Source organism: Micromonospora sp. NPDC051925, assembly GCF_044548625.1.
Classification (GTDB): domain Bacteria; phylum Actinomycetota; class Actinomycetes; order Mycobacteriales; family Micromonosporaceae; genus Micromonospora.
Map to the genome: position 1 here is coordinate 101,098 of NZ_JBIUCH010000017.1, position 16,318 is coordinate 117,415.

Consider the following 16,318-nt stretch of genomic DNA (forward strand, 5'->3'; position numbering starts at 1 on the left):
GGACCGGGACCGCCGGGTGGCCCGGTCAGCCGGTCGTGGGCGGGCTGATCTTCCCCTTGCCGTCGAATCGCGCCCCGGTACGCGGGAAGTCGTTGCCGCTGAGCTGCTTGACCAGGCCGAGGCCCTGGCCGGCGGAGTCCATCGTCGGCTTGCCCACCGAACTCATCCGGGTGGAGGTGAACGAGCCACCGGCGAAGCTGCCGTCCGGCTTGAGGGAGACCTTCAGGACCCCACCCCAGCCGAGCCGGCCGGTCGGGTTGAGCGAGCGGGCGCCACCGGCGAAGTTGCCCAGGCTGTACGCGATCAGCCGGCCCTGGTAGAACTCCATGCCGCGCAGCACGTGCGGGCCGTGCCCGACGATCAGGTCGGCCCCGGCGTCGATCATGGCGTGGGAGAACTTCACCGGATCACCCCGGTTCTCGCCGAGGAACATCTCGGTGCCGGGGCGGACCCGGGTCTTGTCCGACCCCTCGCCCCCCATGTGCACCTGCACCACGACCAGATCGGCCATGGTGGCGGCCTTCTCGACGACCCCCTTGGCGGCGTCGATGTCGACCAGGCTGTTGGACCAGGGGTACGACGAGAAGCCGGCCACCGCGACCTTTACCCCGCCGACCTCGACCACGGTGATCTGGTCCGGCGCACCGGTGTGCTTCAGACCGTGCTTCTCCAGCGCCTGCTGGGTGTTCTCGTACCCCTGCGGACCGAAGTCGTAGCCGTGGTTGTTGGCCTGGTTGAGCAGTTGGAAACCGGCGTCCTTGAGGTGGCCGGCGTACTCCGGCGGGACGCGGAACTGGAAGCAGTTGCTGGAGTTCGCGCCACACTTGCCGGTACCGGTGTCCGTGGTGAGCGGCTCCTCCAGGTTGCCCATCACCAGGTCGGCCTTGAGCGCACCCTTGACCTCGTCGAAGAAGCCCTTGCCACCGTTGGCGGGCAGCCGGGACGGGGCCATCCCCATGACGATGTCCCCGGTCGCCGAGAGGGTGATCGCCGCGTCCTTGCCGGCCGCCGCGGTGGTCGGCACCGGGGAACCGGTGGCACCACCACCACCGCCCGGCCGCCAGACCGGGTCCGGGGTGTCGGGCTGGGCGCAGCCGGCGAGGAGCACGGCGAGCAACGCGCCGGCGGCGAGCGCGACGCGGCGGCGGGAACGGGGCTTCGAAAAGGCGGCAGAGTACATCGCCCGCGACGCTACCGGGTGGGAAATCGACCGACGACGGGCCGATCGGACGGAAGTTCAGCCCGTCCGCCGCTCCGACCACGGGACGCAGGGCACCGAGCCGCCGGCCCGGACGGCCTCGCGGACGACCCGGGCGAGCGGGGCGCCCCAGGTCGACCGGGGTCCCCCGTACGGCTCGGTCGGGCCAGCCGGCGCGCCGGCCGGGCAGAGCACGGTGACCGAGTCGGTAGGTGTGCCGGTACCCGGCAGGCCCAGTTCCCAGATCGCCTGGCACTTCGCCTCGGTCGCGGTGGCGACGGCGTTCACCAGGGCGGCGTCACCGAGCACCGCCGGAACGTAGACGACGATGTTGACCGTCCCGACCCGCGCCGCCGGGACGGGAACGTGCGTCAGCACCGCGGCCTGCGCCCCAGTCGCAGGCCGCGCCCCAGCGGCGGCCGATGCCGGGGTGCCGGGCTGCGCCGGGGCGACGGCCGGTGCCGGGGCAGGGGGCTGCGCCGGGGCAGGGGGCTGCGCCGGGGCAGGGGACAGCGCCGGGGCAGCGGCCCAGAGGGGGGTGCCGAGGCCGACCGTGGCCCAGGCCCGTACGCCGGTGTCGGTCCGGGTCACCACCTCGGCGACGTCCACCCCGGTGAGCAGGCCGATCCCGGGCCCGTCGAGGTCGAGCCGGTCGGCGAGCGCGGCCAGGTGGGCCGCCGGATCGTCCCGGTGGTACGACATCGGCACGGTCGCGTTGACCACCCAGTTGCGAACGCCGACACCGCCACCGAGCGGGCCGGAGCTGACCGCCCGCAGCGGCGAGCGGGCCCGCCACACGAGTAGCGGAATGTCCCATCCGTCCTCGGGGCGGTGGGTCAGCACCGGGTCACTCAGCACCCGGACACCCTACGACCAGCGGCGGCATCTGCCGGTGACCAGGTGGTTCGGGCGGCCGATCTTAGTGGCCGATCGGGTCGGCGAGGTTACGCCCAACGATCAAGATTCCAGGGGTGCAGCTCTGATTCGTCCTCACGTGCGCCTAGACTTGGCGGCGCGCGAGGGATCAGCGGACGGCGGACCCGGCCGAGGGACGGCGACGCGCAACCGGAGGTGCGCGATGGACGAGGTACTGGCCCGCAGCGGGATCTTCCAGGGTGTCGACCCGGAGGCTGCCGAGGCGCTCGCCAAGGAGATGGAGACGATCGACGTCCGCAAGGGCGAAATCGTCTTCAACGAGGGCGAGCCCGGCGACAGTCTCTACATCCTCCTGTCGGGCAAGATCAAGGTGGGGCGTCGGGCAGCCGACGGCCGGCAGAACCTGATCGCGGTGATGGGCCCGTCGGACATGGTCGGTGAGCTGTCGCTCTTCGACCCCGGCCCGCGTACGGCCACCGCCACCGCGGTCACCGACACCCGGCTCGTACGGCTGCGCAAGCAGGCGTTGCGGCCGTGGCTCAACAACCGCCCCGAGATCGCCGAGCAACTGCTGCGGGTGCTCGCCCGCAGGCTGCGCCGGACCAACGACTCGCTGGCCGACCTGATCTTCACGGACGTGCCGGGCCGGGTCGCCAAGAACCTGCTCCAGATGGCCGGCCGGTTCGGCACCCGGGACGGCGGCGTGCTGCGGGTGACCCACGACCTGACCCAGGAGGAGATCGCCCAGCTCGTCGGCGCCTCCCGGGAGACGGTCAACAAGGCGCTCGCCGACTTCGCCTCGCGGGGCTGGCTGCGGCTGGACGGCAAGAGCATCATCATCCTCGACCCGGAGCGTCTCGCCCGCCGCGCGCGGGTCTGACCCGACACACACACGTACCACCCGGGCCAGGGCCGCCTCGACGGGCGGCCCTGGCCCGTTCGCGTGCCCGGCCGTCCCGACACCGGTGGCGACCCGGACGCCACCGGTGGGATCCGACCTGGTCGTGGCCGTCTGGCAACGCTGCGCGGCCAGCGGCACGGCGATTCGGCCCCGCGATTCGGCCCCGCGATTCGGCCCCGCGATTCGGCTCGGTGCCACCGGTTGACCCGACCCGTCGGATGATCAGCCCAACCACGGCTGATCGGCGGTGTGGCCGCTCGGATCAGCCCACTCCAGGTCCCCGTCCCACGCCCGGTCCGGCAGGGGCCTTGCCGCCACCGACCCACGCATGTCCCCGGCGACCCGCTCGGTCGCCCTCGGCACGCGCTTGCCGTAGCCGGGACCGGCGGCGAGCCCGTTGGATTGTGAAGAGTTCTTGTCGCCTGGGCAACAACAACTCTTCACAATCCCCACCGCACCGTCGATCCGTCAGCCGGCAACCGAGCGGGGAACCATCGGCGGACCGGTTCCGCACCGATCAGGTGGCCCCGATGGCCGCGCTGGCACCGTGCGACAGCGACTGAGGCAGTCGCCGGCACCGACCAGATCCGCCCGCACCAGATCCGCCCCCCCACAGATCAGGCCACCCCACACAGATCAGGCCACCCCACACAGACCAGGCGGGGCCACCCAAGACCAGGCGGGCCACACAGACCGATCCCGCACAGACCAGGTCCGCCACACAGACCGATCGCCCCGAACAGACCAGGCCGGCCACACAGATCCCGATCGCTTTGCACAGACCAGGCCCGCCACACAGACCCGAATTACCCCGAACAGGCGGACCTGTCACACAGACCCCGATCGCTTGCACAGACCAGGCCGCCCGCACAGGCCCGGTCGCCGCGCAACGGAGCAGGCCCACCACACAGACCAGGCTCCGCCCGAACAGACCAGGTCCGGCTACGGAGACAGCCGGTGACGCAAAAAAAAGTCAGGCTTGACTGTTTGTTTTGACGGCGGCACGCTGTCTCCGTGTTTGCCGCATCGAATCGCGTCCCGCAGCAGGAGCGCAGCCGCGCCACCCAGGCCCGGCTGCTGGAGGCGACGGTCGACTGCCTGGTGCGGTACGGCTGGTCGGGCACCACCACCACCGTGGTCGCCGCCCACGCCGGCGTCTCGCGCGGTGCCCAGCTGCATCACTACCCGACCAAGGCGGCCCTGGTCACCGCCGCCGTCGCCCACCTCGCCGAGCGCCGCGCCGAAGAGCTGCGCGCCGAGGCCGAGGCGCTGCCCGTCGGGCCGCAGCGGCTCGACCGGGTGATCGACCTGCTCGGCGTCGCCTTCACCGGGCCGCTCTTCGTCGCCGCGCTGGAGTTGTGGGTGGCCGCCCGCACCGACCCGGAGCTGCGCGGCGCACTGGTACCGCTGGAGGCCCGGGTGGGTCGGGAGATGCACCGGCTCACCGTCGCGCTGCTCGACGTCGACGAGCGTCGACCCGGGGTCCGCGAGGCGGTCCAGGCCACCCTCGACCTGCTGCGCGGGCTCGGCGTGGCCAACCTGCTCAACGACGACTCGGCCCGCCGCACCGCCCTGCTGCACACCTGGAAACGCCAGCTCGCCACCCTGCTCACCCCGGACCCAAGTCCATCCGGCGACCAGCCCTGACCCGCAACCACAGGACCGAACCCGGCGACCGGCCCTGACCCGCAACCACCAGCCCGAACCGCAACCACCAACCCAGATCCGCAACCACCGGACCGAACCCGCAACCACCAACCCAGACCCGCAACCACCAGCCCGAACCCGCAACCACCGGACCGCACCCGGACCCGCAACCACCAGCCCACCAGCCCGGAGGCATCGTGGTCGACCCGACCGTTCTGCTCACCGATCTGACCGGCGAGTCCGAGCAGCTCGACGCGCTCGTCGCCGTGTTGCCCCCCGAGGCGTGGACGCGACCGACCCCCGCCCCCGGCTGGACGGTCGCCCATCAGATCGCCCACCTCGCCTGGACCGACCACGTCGCCAGCCTGGCCGCCACCGACCCGGCGGCGTTCCACGCCTCGGTCACCTCGGCGACCGACCCGGGCCGGCTGGTCGACGACGGGGCAGCGGAGTTCCTGGCCCCGCCGGCCGTACTGCTCGACAGGTGGCGCAGCGGTCGCGCCGCCCTCATGCCCGCCCTCGCCGCCGTACCGGTCGGGGGGAAGGTGCCCTGGTACGGCACCCGGATGTCGGCCGCCTCGATGGCCACCGCCCGGATCATGGAAACCTGGGCGCACGGCGAGGACGTCGCCGAGGCGCTGGGCGTCAGCCGTACCCCGACGGCCCGGTTGCGGCACGTCGCGTACCTCGGGTTCCGTACCCTCGGGCACGGCTTCGCCGCTCACGGCCGCCCGGTGCCGACGGTGCCGGTGCGGGTCGAACTCGTCGCACCGAACGGGGCGCGCTGGGCCTTCGGCCCGGCCGACGCGGCGGACCGGGTCGCCGGCCCGGCGCTCGACTTCTGCCTGCTGGTGACCCAGCGCCGGCACCGCGCCGACCTTGCCCTGGTCGCCACCGGCCCGACCGCGGACGCCTGGCTCGACGTGGCCCAGGCCTTCGCCGGCCCACCGGGTACCGGCCGCAGGCCACGCACCACGGGCCGCGCCGGGGTGACGGCGTGACCGGGGTGCTCCGGGTCGGCAACGCCTCCGGCTTCTACGGCGACCGATTCACCGCCTGGCGGGAGATGCTCGACGGCGGTGAGCTGGACGTGTTGACCGGCGACTACCTGGCCGAGCTGACCATGCTGATCCTCGGGCGGGACCGGCTGCGCGACCCCGGCCTCGGTTACGCCAAGACCTTCCTCCGCCAGCTCGAAGGCTGCCTCGGCACCGCCCTGGACAGGGGCGTACGGATCGTCACCAACGCGGGCGGGCTGAACCCGGCGGGGCTGGCCGCCGCGATCGGCGCGCTCGCCGACCGGCTCGGGCTCAGCGTCCGGGTCGGCCACGTCGAGGGCGACGCCCTCACCCGACCGGACGCGCTCACCGCCAACGCCTACCTCGGCGCGTTCGGCATCGCCGCCTGCCTGGACGCCGGGGCGGACGTGGTGGTCACCGGGCGGGTCACCGACGCCTCACTGACGGTCGGACCGGCCATCGCCCGGTTCGGCTGGCGACGCGACGACCTGGACGCGCTGGCCGGGGCCACCGTCGCCGGGCACCTGATCGAGTGCGGGGCCCAGGTCACCGGGGGCAACTTCAGCTTCTTCACCGAACTGCCCGACGGTGGGCACCGGCCCGGCTTCCCGATCGCCGAGATCCACCCGGACGGCTCGTCGGTGCTCACCAAGCACCCCGGCACCGGCGGCGCGGTCACCGTCGAGACGGTCACCGCCCAGCTGTTGTACGAGGTGGGCGGCCCCGACTACCTCGGCCCGGACGTGGTGGCCCGGCTGGACACGGTACGGCTGCACCAGGACGGGCCGGACCGGGTCCGGGTGGACGGGGTCCGGGGCACCCCACCGCCGGCCACCCTCAAGGTGGGCGTCAACAGCCTGGGCGGTTTCCGCAACTCGATGACCTTCGTGCTCTGCGGACTGGACATCCCGGCCAAGGCCGCCCTGGTCCGGGGGCAGGTCGAGGCGGCGGTCGGCGCGGACGGGCTGGAGTTCACGCTGGCCCGTACCGACCATGTCGACGCGGTCGACACCGAGACGGCGAGCGCGCTGCTGCACGTACACCTGCGCGACGGCGACCGGGGGCGGGCCGGGCGGGCCTTCTCGGCGGCGGCGGTGGAGCTGGCCCTCGCCTCCTATCCCGGCTGCACCCTGACCACCCTGCCCGGCGACGCCACCCCGTACGGGGTCTTCACCGCCGACACCGTGCCGCAGGCCGACGTGCCGCACGTCGCCGTGCTGCCGGACGGCGAGCGGGTGCCGGTCCCACCGCCGCAGACCATGGCCGGGCCGGTGCCCGACCCGGCGGGATCCACTGCCCCGGTGCCGGTCCCACCGCCGCAGACCGTGGCCGGGCCGGTGCCGGATCCGCCGGGACCAACCGCACCGGCGGACCCGGCACCGGCATCCGGGCCGACCCGCCGGGGGCCGCTGGGCGAGGTGGTCGGGGCGCGGTCGGGCGACAAGGGCGGCGACGCCAACCTCGGCGTCTGGGCACGGACCGAGGACACCTGGGGGTGGCTGCGGGATTGGCTGAGCGTCGAGCGGCTCGCCGGGCTGCTGCCGGAGACCGCCCCGCTGACCGTCGAGCGGTACGAGCTGCCGCACCTGCGGGCGGTCAACTTCGTGATCCGGGGGCTGCTCGGGCCGGGGGTGGCCGCCTCCACCCGGTTCGATCCGCAGGCCAAGGCGCTCGGCGAGCTGCTCCGCTCGCGCGTCGTCGAGCTGCCCGGCACGACCCCGGACCAGGAACGAGATCGCCGCGAAGGGTGCGGTGCGGTACGGCGGGCGGGCGAACCGGAGGGAACCGCGTGACCACGCTGGAGAGTGCGATCGACCCGTCCGCGCCGGCCTTCGTGGCCAACCGGGACGCGCTGCGGGACCGGCTGGCCGAGCTGGACGCCGCGCTCGACCAGGCGCGGGCCGGTGGCGGCGAGAAGTACGTGGCCCGGCACCACGCTCGCGGCAAGCTGTTGCCCCGGGAACGGATCGAGCTGCTGCTGGACCGGGACAGCCCGTTCCTGGAGCTGTCGTCGGTCGCCGGCTACGGCACCGACTTCCCGGTCGGGGCGAGCGTGGTCACCGGCATCGGGGTGGTCGAGGGCGTCGAGTGCCTGGTCGTCGCCAACGACCCGACCGTGCGCGGCGGCGCGGTGAACCCGTGGTCGCTGGCGAAGACCCGGCGGGCCGGCGAGATCGCCCTGGCCAACCGGCTGCCGATGGTCAACCTGGTGGAGAGCGCCGGGGCGGACCTGCCCACCCAGGCGGAGATCTTCATCCCGGGCGGCCGGGTGTTCCGTGACCTGACCCGGCTCTCCGCCGCGAAGATCCCCACGGTCAGCGTGGTCTTCGGCAACGCCACCGCCGGGGGCGCATACGTGCCGGGGATGTCCGACTTCACCATCATGATCCGCGACCGGTCGCAGGTCTACCTGGCCGGGCCGCCGCTGGTGAGGATGGCCACCGGCGAGGTCACCGACGACGAGTCGCTGGGTGGCGCGGCGATGCACGCCTCGACGTCCGGGCTGGCGGACTTCCTCGCCGCCGACGAGCGGGACGGTATCCGGCTGGCAAGGCAGTGCGTCCGCCGGTTCAACTGGCGCAAGCAGGGTCCGCCGCCGCGCGACCCCACCCCGCGACCACCGAGGTACGACCCAGAGGAGCTGCTCGGCATCGCCAGCGCCGACCTGAAGGTGCCGTTCGACCCGCGCGAGGTGCTGGCCCGGGTGCTCGACGGCAGCGAGTTCGACGAGTTCAAGCCGGCGTACGGCACCGCCCTGGTCACCGGCTGGGGCGAGCTGCACGGCTACCCGGTCGGGGTGCTGGCGAACGCCCGGGGGGTGCTGTTCGGCGCGGAGGCGCAGAAGGCGGCCCAGTTCATCCAGCTCGCCAACGCCGCCGACACCCCGCTGGTGTTCCTCCAGAACACCACCGGCTACATGGTCGGCACCGAGTACGAGCAGCGCGGCATCATCAAGCACGGCGCCCTGATGATCAACGCGGTGTCGAACTCGACGGTGCCGCACCTGACAGTCAACCTGGGTGCCTCCTACGGGGCCGGCAACTACGGCATGTGTGGCCGGGCGTACGAGCCGAGGTTCCTGTTCACCTGGCCGAACGCCAGGTCGGCGGTGATGGGGCCGGCGCAGCTCGCCGGGGTGCTGTCGATCGTCGCCCGGCAGGCCGCCGCCGCCCGGGGCCGGGACTACGACGAGGACTCGGACGCGGCGATGCGGATGATGGTCGAGCAGCAGATCGAGTCCCAGTCCGGGGCGTTGTTCCTCTCCGGCCGGCTCTACGACGACGGGGTGATCGACCCCCGGGACACCCGTACCGTCCTCGGGCTCTGTCTGTCGGCGATCCACAACGGGCCGGTCAAGGGTACCGACAACTTCGGCGTCTTCCGGATGTAGTGCCCGTGAGCGCGAGGAACGCAGCGGAGCGGAGTCCCGCAGTCACGAACGAAAGGTCTGCTCAGCGCCCATGATTCGGAAACTGCTGGTCGCCAACCGGGGGGAGATCGCCCGTCGGGTCTTCGCCACCTGTCGGGCCCTGGGCGTCGCGACGGTCGCCGTGCACTCCGACGCCGACGCCGGTGCGCCGTACGTCGCCGAGGCCGACGAGGCGGTCCGCCTGCCGGGGAACACGCCCGTCGAGACGTACCTGCGGATCGAGCTGATCCTGGACGCGGCCCGCCGGTCCGGCGCGGACGCCGTGCACCCGGGTTACGGGTTCCTCGCCGAGGATGCCGGATTCGCGGCGGCGGTGACCGACGCGGGCCTGACCTGGGTCGGTCCGTCCGCCAAGGCGATCGCCGCGATGGGCGACAAGGTGGCGGCGAAGGCGTTGCTCGCCGAGGCGGGCGTGCCGATGCTGCCCACCTGGACCGACGGTGACGCGATCACCGACTTCCCGGTGCTGGTCAAGGCGTCCGCCGGGGGCGGCGGCAGGGGCATGCGCGTCGTCCGCGACCCCGCCGACCTGCCGGCGGCCGTCGCCTCCGCGCGCCGCGAGGCCGCCGCCGCGTTCGGCGACGGCACGGTCTTCGTCGAGCGGTACGTCGAGCACGGCCGACACGTCGAGGTGCAGATCTTCGGGGACACCACAGGTGCCGTGCTCGCGCTCGGCGAGCGGGACTGCTCGATCCAGCGCCGGCACCAGAAGATCGTCGAGGAGGCACCGGCGGTGCTGCCCGACGGGGTCCGGGAGCGGCTGCATGCGGCGGCGGTCGCCGCCGGCCGGGCCGTCGACTACGTCGGCGCGGGGACTGTGGAGTTCCTGCTCGCCCCGACGGGTGAGTTCTTCTTCCTGGAGATGAACACCCGGCTCCAGGTAGAGCACCCGGTCACCGAGGCGGTCACCGGGCTGGATCTGGTGCGGCTGCAACTGCTGGTCGCCGAGGGCGGGCCGCTGCCGTTGGCGGCGACCCCGCCGGCCGACGGCCACGCGATCGAGGTACGGCTCTGCGCGGAGGACCCGGCGCAGGGTTTCCGGCCGGCCACCGGCACCCTGCACCGGTTCGCGCTGCCCGGGGTGGTCGGAGAGTTCGCCCCGACCCGGGGCCTGCGGCTCGACTCCGGGGTGGTGACCGGTTCGACGGTGGGTGTGCACTACGACTCGATGCTCGCCAAGCTGGTCGCCTGGGCACCGACCCGGGCCGAGGCGGCCCGGTTGCTCGCCGGGGCGCTGGCCCGCGCCGAGCTGCACGGCGTGGCCACCAACCGGGACCTGCTGGTCCGGGTGCTGCGCAGCCCCGAGTTCGGCGCGGTGGAGGTCGACACCGGGTTTCTGGACCGGCACCCCGAGGTCTTCGCCCCGCTGCTGCCGGCCGACCAGGTACCGCTCGCGGCGCTGGCCGCCGCGCTCGCCGGTGCCGCCGAGCGTCGGGCGTACGCGCCGGTGCTCGCCGGGCTCCCGTCGGGCTGGCGCAACGTGCCGACCTTTCCCCAGGTCGTCCGCTACACCGCCGCGAGCGGCGACGAGATCGAGGTGCGCTACCGGCTGGACCGGGCCGGCCGGCTCGCCGACTGGTCCACCGACCCGCCGGCCCTTCCCGTCGGCCCGCCCGACCCGACGGCCGCCGCCCCGACCACCGCCCGCACGAACGCCCCCGGCACGACACCGGCCGCCGGCACGACTGCCGCCGCCGGCACGACACCGGCCGCCGGCACGGCCACGGCGGAGCCGGGACCGGCCGTGACGCTGGTGACGGCCGGGCCGGACCGGGTGCTGCTGGAGGTGGCGGGGGTGCGGCGGGTGTTCCGCGTACACCGGGCGGGGTCGGTGGTCTTCGTGGACGGCCCGGACGGGGCGGCGGAGCTTACCGAGCTGCCCCGCTTCCCGCTGCCCACCGTGGCGCTGGCCGCCGGGTCGCTGCTCGCGCCGCTGCCCGGCACGGTGACCCGGGTGCACGTCGGGGTCGGTCAGCGGGTCGCCGCCGGTGACCTGCTGCTGACCCTGGAGGCGATGAAGCTGGAACATCCCGTGCTCGCCCCGACCGACGGCGTGGTCGCCGACCTGCCGGTGCCCGTCGGTGGGCAGGTCGAGACGGGTGTGGTGCTGGCCGTGGTCAACCCCGAGGAGGCCCCCCGATGAACTTCGACCTCACCCCCGAGCAGGACCAGCTCCGTGACGCCGTCCGCGCACTGGGCCGCCGGTACGGCCACTCGTACTTCGTGCAGAAGGCGAAGTCCGGCGGGCACACCACCGAGCTGTGGGACGAGGCCGGCCGGCTCGGCTACCTGGGCGTCAACGTCCCCACCGAGTACGGCGGCGGCGGGGGCGGCCTCACCGAGCTGGCCATCGTCTGCGAGGAGCTGGCCGCCGCCGGTTGTCCGCTGTTGCTGCTGGTGGTCTCCCCGGCCATCGCCGCCACCGTGATCAACAGGCACGGCACCGAGGAGCAGCGCAAGCGCTTCCTGCCCGGCTTCGCCGACGGCTCGCTGAAGGTGGTCTTCGCGATCACCGAGCCGGAGGCCGGGTCGAACTTCCACCGGCTCGGCACGGTGGCCCGCCGCGACGGCGACGACTGGCTGCTGTCCGGCCGCAAGTGCTACGTCTCCGGCGTGGACGAGGCGCAGTACGTGCTGGTGGTGGCCCGTACCGAGGAGGCGGCGACCGGGAAGCTCAAGCCCGCGCTGTTCGTGGTGCCGACCGACGCGGCCGGGTTGACCCGGTCCACACTGGACATGGAGATCGTCTCTCCGGAGAACCAGTTCCTGCTCTACCTGGACGACGTCCGGCTGCCCGCCGACGCGCTGGTCGGCGGGTCGCTGGACGCCGGCCTGCCGGCGCTGTTCGCCGGGCTGAACCCCGAGCGGATCACGGTCGCCGCGATGGGCGTCGGCACCGGCCGGTACGCCATCGAGCGGGCCAGCGGGTACACCGCCACCCGCAAGGTCTGGGGCGGCAGGAGCATCGGTTCGCACCAGGGCGTCGCGCACCCGTTGGCGCACGCGGCGGTGCAGGTGGAGCTGGCCCGCCTCATGATCCACAAGGCGGCCACCCTGTACGACGCCGGCCGCGACCTGGAGGCCGGGGTGACCGGCAACATGGCCAAGTACGCGTCCGGGGAGGCCGCCGCGTTGGCCGTGGACACCGCCGTGCAGGCCCTCGGCGGGGCCGGCATGACCACCGAGTACGGCGTGGCGACGCTGCTCGGCGCGGTCCGGGCCGGCCGGATCGCCCCGGTCAGCCGGGAGATGATCCTCAACTTCGTCGCCCAGCACGTCCTGGGCCAGGAGAAGTCCTACTGACCCCGGCTCAGTGCACGGCGCGGCAGGCCGCCTCGATGCGGTGCACCGGGCGTACCCGCCGGCCCAGCCCCTCCAGCAGCGAGTCCTCGACGTGGTAGTCGCGGATCCGCAGCCGGTACCGGGGCAGTTCCTCCTCGCTGGGGCAGAGCACCTGGGCGCGGACGTCGTCCACCGGGACGTACCGGACGCCGCCGCGCTCCTGGAGCAGCACCATGTTGACGTCGTCCACGGTGACGACGTGCCCCCGGACGTCCTCGGTGACGCCGGGGGTCGACTCCACGGTGGTCACGGTGAGTGGCAGCACCGGCGTGGTGATCACCGGCAACGCCGCCCAGACCAGCATGGCCAGCACCGCCGCCTCGGTGATCGAGGCGAGCGGTCGGATCACCGCCCCGGGCAGCGGGCCGGTCACCGCGAGCGCGAGCAGCGGCGGGACGACCAGCAGCGCCAGGACCAGCAGTTCCCGTTGCTCCCACGCGTCGACCAGGGTGGGGGCCAGCAGCCAGCCGTAGCCGGCGAGCAGCGCCACCAGGATCAGCATCCGGGGCACGAACTGTTCGTGCAGTCGCGCCGGGGTGAGCTGGAAGGCGGCCATGAACGCCGGCAGCAGCAGCGGCAGGTAGAGCAGTTGCCAGGTGACCAGGGCCAACAGGAAGCTGGCCAGCACGAACCAGGCGGGGGTGATGTCCGACCAGCGGACGAAGAGCGGGCGACGGACGGTGGGCGGCATCCGTTCGACGCTGACCCGCAGCACCGCGCCGAGCGCGAAGACCGCGACCAGGCCGGTGGAGAGCAGCCGGGCGGCGGTGGTCAGGAAGCCGGCCAGCAGGTTCACCGGTCCGACGTTCGCCACCAGCAGCAGCGTGGTCTGGAGTTCGCCGCCCGCCTCGACGCCGAGGCGCAGCACGGAGAAGATGGCGGGCACCCCCACCACGGCCGTCCAGAACGACTGGCTGGCCCGCGCCCGCCGCTCCGCTGCCGGATCCCAGCCGTCGCGCAGCGGGACGGTGGTGGCGCCCAGATCCTGCGGTACGGCCGGGGCGGTCACCGCGTCGGCGCCTTGTCGTCGAAGTCGACCAGCTCCGGCACGTTCAGCGGTTGCGGCTGCGCCTTCTCCGCCTTCAGCCAGGGCCCGAGGGTCCGGTTGTACGCGGTGAGCCACGGGCTGCTGATCCCGCTGCGCCCCTGCAGGTAGCTCTTCTGAAGGGCGAAGGCCACCAGGTCACGCAGGGCGGGATCACCGATCGGCACGCCGACGCCGAGCAGCTCGCTGGTGCCGAAGGGCATGTCGACGATCTCGAACTCGGTCGGGTAGAGGGAGAGGAAGCCGGCGAGGATCGTCTCGTCGGAGCTGACCGCGTCGTAGCGGCCCTCCCGGATGCCCTTGACGCAGTCGCCGACCTCCTTGACCACCAGCGCCTTCACGTCGTGCTTGGCCAGCTCGGCCTCCGTGGTGGAGCCGCCGCTGGTGCAGACCTTGTACTGCGGCTCGCGGAGGTCCTCGATGGTGCGGATCTTGTCCTTGAGCCGGGTCGGCACCATCACCTCCTGGGTGGTGACGAAGTACGGCCCGGCGAAGCTGACCAGCTTCTCCCGCTCCTCGGTGATCGAGAAGCTGGAGACCACCAGGTCGACCAGGCCACCCTGGAGGGCGGGAATGCGGTCCTCGGTGGTCACCGAGACCCACTCGATGCGCTGGTCACCCTCGTAGCCGAGGTAGGAGGCGACGTAGCGGGCGATCTCGACGTCGAAGCCGCTGTGCGCGCCGTTGCGCAGCTCGCCCATCAGCGGTTCGGTGGTGGCCACCCCGATCTTGATCTTCGGCTGGCCGTCGATGTGCGATTCCCGCAGCTTGTCGAGGACCGAGGGCAGGGACGGTTCGCGCCGGTTGTCGCAGCCCGCGGCGGCGGCGAGGGTGAGGGTCAGCGCCACCGCCAGGGTGGTGGCGACCGATCGGACCCGATGGCGGGCGGAGATGTCGTTCATCGGCGCACCTCGCTGACTACAGCCTGGGGGACACCGAGGGTAGCCGTTCCAGTCCATCCTCGTCCCGCCGCCCGGCCGGGCGGCCAGCCCGCAACGAGCCGGGGAGGGCCCGGGGTACGACAGGCGGCGAGCGCCCATCGTACCCCGGGATGCGATCAGCGCACGGTCAGCGAGCCCACCGCGGGCAGCGGCGCGACGACCGGGGGCAGTCGCTTCCGCTCGCCCCGGGCCGGCAACCCGGCCGCGGTCAGCGCGCTCTTGCTGGCGACGGCCCGCTCGGCCGGCTCCGGCGTCTCGACGAACGGCTGGTCGTCACCGACGCAGACGGTGCCCTTCGCCGGCAGCACGCCCCGCAGCAGGTACGCGTCGATCGCCCCGGTCGCGCAGGCCGACGTCCCGTAGGCGGTGTGGCCCCAGCTGTCGCTGCTGAGCAGCCGGCTGTTCGGCAGCAGTTGCGCCGAGGTCACCGCGCCCTGGTAGTTGGTGGCCGGATCCCAGTAGTTGCCGACCACAAGCACCGGCGCGGCGGTCCGGCGGTCGAACGGCCCGGTCCAGGCGTCGGTATCCCGTACCGTCCAGGCGTCCCGGGCGCAGGGGGCGGTGGCCCAGGCCCACAACCGCCCGAAGTACGGTGCCCGCTTGTCCTCCTGGGCGCTCAGCGCGGACCAGTCCGCGAGCTTCTCCGGGTGGTACGCGTCGGTGCAGTCGACACCAAGGAAGGTCTCCAGCCCGTTGTTGTACGGAAAATCGAACCGGCGCTGTTCACGGGCCTGCACGGCGAGCCGGCCGAGCGCCGCACGCGCCTCGGCGAGGCGGGCCGGCGACGCCGACTGCGGATCGGTGATGGTGAGCAGCCGTTCGGTGCTGTCCACGATCGGCTCCCAGCCGTAGGGGCTGTAGAGCGCGCTGAGGCTGGCGCCCACGAAGTCGGCGTAGCTGACGGTGAACGAGCCCGCGTCCGGGTCGTCGATCACCACGGGCTTCTTGCGCAGCCGCTTCGCCACCAGCTCGTACGAGGCGAGCGGGTCACCAGAGGCGAGGGAGCACGCTGCCGGACCGGCCTTCCCGCAGCGGACCAGGATCTCGCGCAGCGCCCGGTACGCCCCGTCGGCGCTGCGCAGCCGGGTCTCCTGGAGCTGGTCGCGGGCCTTGCCCTGGCCGACCCAGGCGTTCGGGTTGAGCACCCCGTCGACGACCACCGCGCGGACCCGGTCCGGGAACATGTTCGCGTAGTACTGGCCGAGGGCGGTGCCGTAGCTGAACCCGAGGTAGCTGAGCTTCTTGTCGCCCACCGCCCGGCGCAGCACGTCCATGTCCCGGGCCACCTCGGCGGTGGACATCGCCGAGGTCAGCGGCCGGCCGGTGGTCGAGCAGCCCTGGCCGACCGCCTTCGCCGACTTCAGGTACGCCTTCTCCTCGTCCTTCGTCCAGGGGAAGGCGACGTTCAGACCGGCGTACGCCCTGGTCTGCTCCCTCACCGACGGGAAGCACTTGACGTTGCTGCTGGCGGCCACGCCGCGCGGGTCGACGCCGACGATGTCGAACCGGTCGAGCAGGTCGTCACCGAGAAAGTACGGCGCGGCCAGCGCGATGTCGGTGCCGGAGCCACCCGGGCCACCCGGGTTCAGGAAGAGGCTGCCGATCCGGGCCTGCCGGTCGCGGGCCTTCACCCGGAGCAGGGCGACCTCGGTGGTGGGGCCCTTCGGCTTGTCGTAGTCGAGCGGCAGCCGGACGGTGGCACACTCGGCGTAGTCGTAGCAGGCGTACCAGCCGAGCTTCGGCGTGGGCACACTGTCGACGCGCCGGGCCTCCGCGACGCTGGTCCTGTCCGAGGTGAGCGGCAGGGTGTGCGGACTGCCGGGTGCTGCGGCGGCCGGCACGACCGCCGTTCCGGCGAGGACGATGCCGGCGATGCCGGCCGCGGCCAGGGACCGGGCTCTCCGTGGCATGTGGATACC

General features: G+C 73.1%; 12 protein-coding genes. 7 read left to right on the forward strand and 5 right to left on the reverse strand.

What is annotated here, in order from left to right; all coding sequences use genetic code 11:
* Positions 1-25: 25 nt before the first annotated feature.
* Together ACIG87_RS22905 and ACIG87_RS22910 are read right to left on the reverse strand one after the other, a co-directional pair.
* Positions 26-1,180: a CapA family protein gene (locus ACIG87_RS22905; RefSeq protein ID WP_396853058.1), complete on the reverse strand. Its 1,155-nt coding sequence runs from the start codon at positions 1,178-1,180 to the stop codon at positions 26-28.
* Between the two features lie 57 nt (positions 1,181-1,237).
* Positions 1,238-2,056, reverse strand: a complete 819-nt coding sequence (locus tag ACIG87_RS22910; RefSeq protein WP_396853060.1) for an adenosylcobinamide amidohydrolase — start codon at positions 2,054-2,056, stop codon at positions 1,238-1,240.
* Positions 2,057-2,276: 220 nt separating this feature from the next.
* Between ACIG87_RS22910 and ACIG87_RS22915 the strand changes: the two genes are divergently transcribed.
* From ACIG87_RS22915 to ACIG87_RS22945, 7 genes are all read left to right on the forward strand, one after another.
* A complete protein-coding gene (locus ACIG87_RS22915; RefSeq protein ID WP_067306583.1) occupies positions 2,277-2,954 on the forward strand; it encodes a Crp/Fnr family transcriptional regulator in 678 nt (225 codons plus the stop codon).
* A 1,035-nt stretch (positions 2,955-3,989) separates the two neighbouring features.
* Entirely contained in the window at positions 3,990-4,622 is a 633-nt protein-coding gene (locus ACIG87_RS22920; RefSeq protein ID WP_396853062.1) for a TetR/AcrR family transcriptional regulator, read from the forward strand.
* Positions 4,623-4,819: 197 nt separating this feature from the next.
* On the forward strand, positions 4,820-5,623 hold the full coding sequence (locus ACIG87_RS22925) for a TIGR03084 family metal-binding protein (RefSeq protein WP_396853063.1): 804 nt from the start codon (positions 4,820-4,822) through the stop codon (positions 5,621-5,623).
* Positions 5,620-7,434: an acyclic terpene utilization AtuA family protein gene (locus ACIG87_RS22930; RefSeq protein ID WP_396853064.1), complete on the forward strand. Its 1,815-nt coding sequence runs from the start codon at positions 5,620-5,622 to the stop codon at positions 7,432-7,434. The genes ACIG87_RS22925 and ACIG87_RS22930 overlap by 4 nt, the downstream gene beginning before the upstream one ends.
* The gene (locus ACIG87_RS22935) at positions 7,431-9,032 is read left to right on the forward strand and encodes an acyl-CoA carboxylase subunit beta (RefSeq protein ID WP_396853066.1); all 1,602 of its coding nucleotides are present in this window, start codon (positions 7,431-7,433) and stop codon (positions 9,030-9,032) included. Before ACIG87_RS22930 ends, ACIG87_RS22935 begins: the two co-directional genes overlap by 4 nt.
* A gap of 70 nt (positions 9,033-9,102) precedes the next feature.
* Positions 9,103-11,214: a biotin carboxylase N-terminal domain-containing protein gene (locus tag ACIG87_RS22940; protein WP_396853068.1), complete on the forward strand. Its 2,112-nt coding sequence runs from the start codon at positions 9,103-9,105 to the stop codon at positions 11,212-11,214.
* A complete protein-coding gene (locus tag ACIG87_RS22945; RefSeq protein WP_396853070.1) occupies positions 11,211-12,374 on the forward strand; it encodes an acyl-CoA dehydrogenase family protein in 1,164 nt (387 codons plus the stop codon). Before ACIG87_RS22940 ends, ACIG87_RS22945 begins: the two co-directional genes overlap by 4 nt.
* A 7-nt stretch (positions 12,375-12,381) precedes the next feature.
* Here the strand turns inward: ACIG87_RS22945 and ACIG87_RS22950 are convergent, their stop codons facing one another.
* The 3 genes from ACIG87_RS22950 to ACIG87_RS22960 form a co-directional block, all read right to left on the reverse strand.
* Positions 12,382-13,422, reverse strand: a complete 1,041-nt coding sequence (locus ACIG87_RS22950; protein ID WP_396853071.1) for a hypothetical protein — start codon at positions 13,420-13,422, stop codon at positions 12,382-12,384.
* Positions 13,419-14,360, reverse strand: coding sequence for a transporter substrate-binding domain-containing protein (locus ACIG87_RS22955; RefSeq protein WP_396853072.1), 942 nt, complete (start codon positions 14,358-14,360; stop codon positions 13,419-13,421). The genes ACIG87_RS22950 and ACIG87_RS22955 overlap by 4 nt, the downstream gene beginning before the upstream one ends.
* A gap of 155 nt (positions 14,361-14,515) precedes the next feature.
* Positions 14,516-16,309 carry an alpha/beta hydrolase gene (locus ACIG87_RS22960; protein WP_396853074.1) on the reverse strand — a complete coding sequence of 598 codons (1,794 nt, stop codon included), beginning with the start codon at positions 16,307-16,309 and terminating at the stop codon, positions 14,516-14,518.
* Positions 16,310-16,318: the final 9 nt, after the last annotated feature.

Excerpts from the sequence above, each read along its gene's own strand:
- ACIG87_RS22905 (WP_396853058.1), bottom strand. The coding sequence starts at position 1,180 with ATGTACTCTGCCGCCTTTTCGAAGCCCCGTTCCCGCCGCCGCGTCGCG.
- ACIG87_RS22915 (WP_067306583.1), top strand. The coding sequence starts at position 2,277 with ATGGACGAGGTACTGGCCCGCAGCGGGATCTTCCAGGGTGTCGACCCG.
- ACIG87_RS22940 (WP_396853068.1), top strand. The coding sequence starts at position 9,103 with ATGATTCGGAAACTGCTGGTCGCCAACCGGGGGGAGATCGCCCGTCGG.
- ACIG87_RS22945 (WP_396853070.1), top strand. The coding sequence starts at position 11,211 with ATGAACTTCGACCTCACCCCCGAGCAGGACCAGCTCCGTGACGCCGTC.
- ACIG87_RS22955 (WP_396853072.1), bottom strand. The coding sequence starts at position 14,360 with ATGAACGACATCTCCGCCCGCCATCGGGTCCGATCGGTCGCCACCACC.
- ACIG87_RS22960 (WP_396853074.1), bottom strand. The coding sequence starts at position 16,309 with ATGCCACGGAGAGCCCGGTCCCTGGCCGCGGCCGGCATCGCCGGCATC.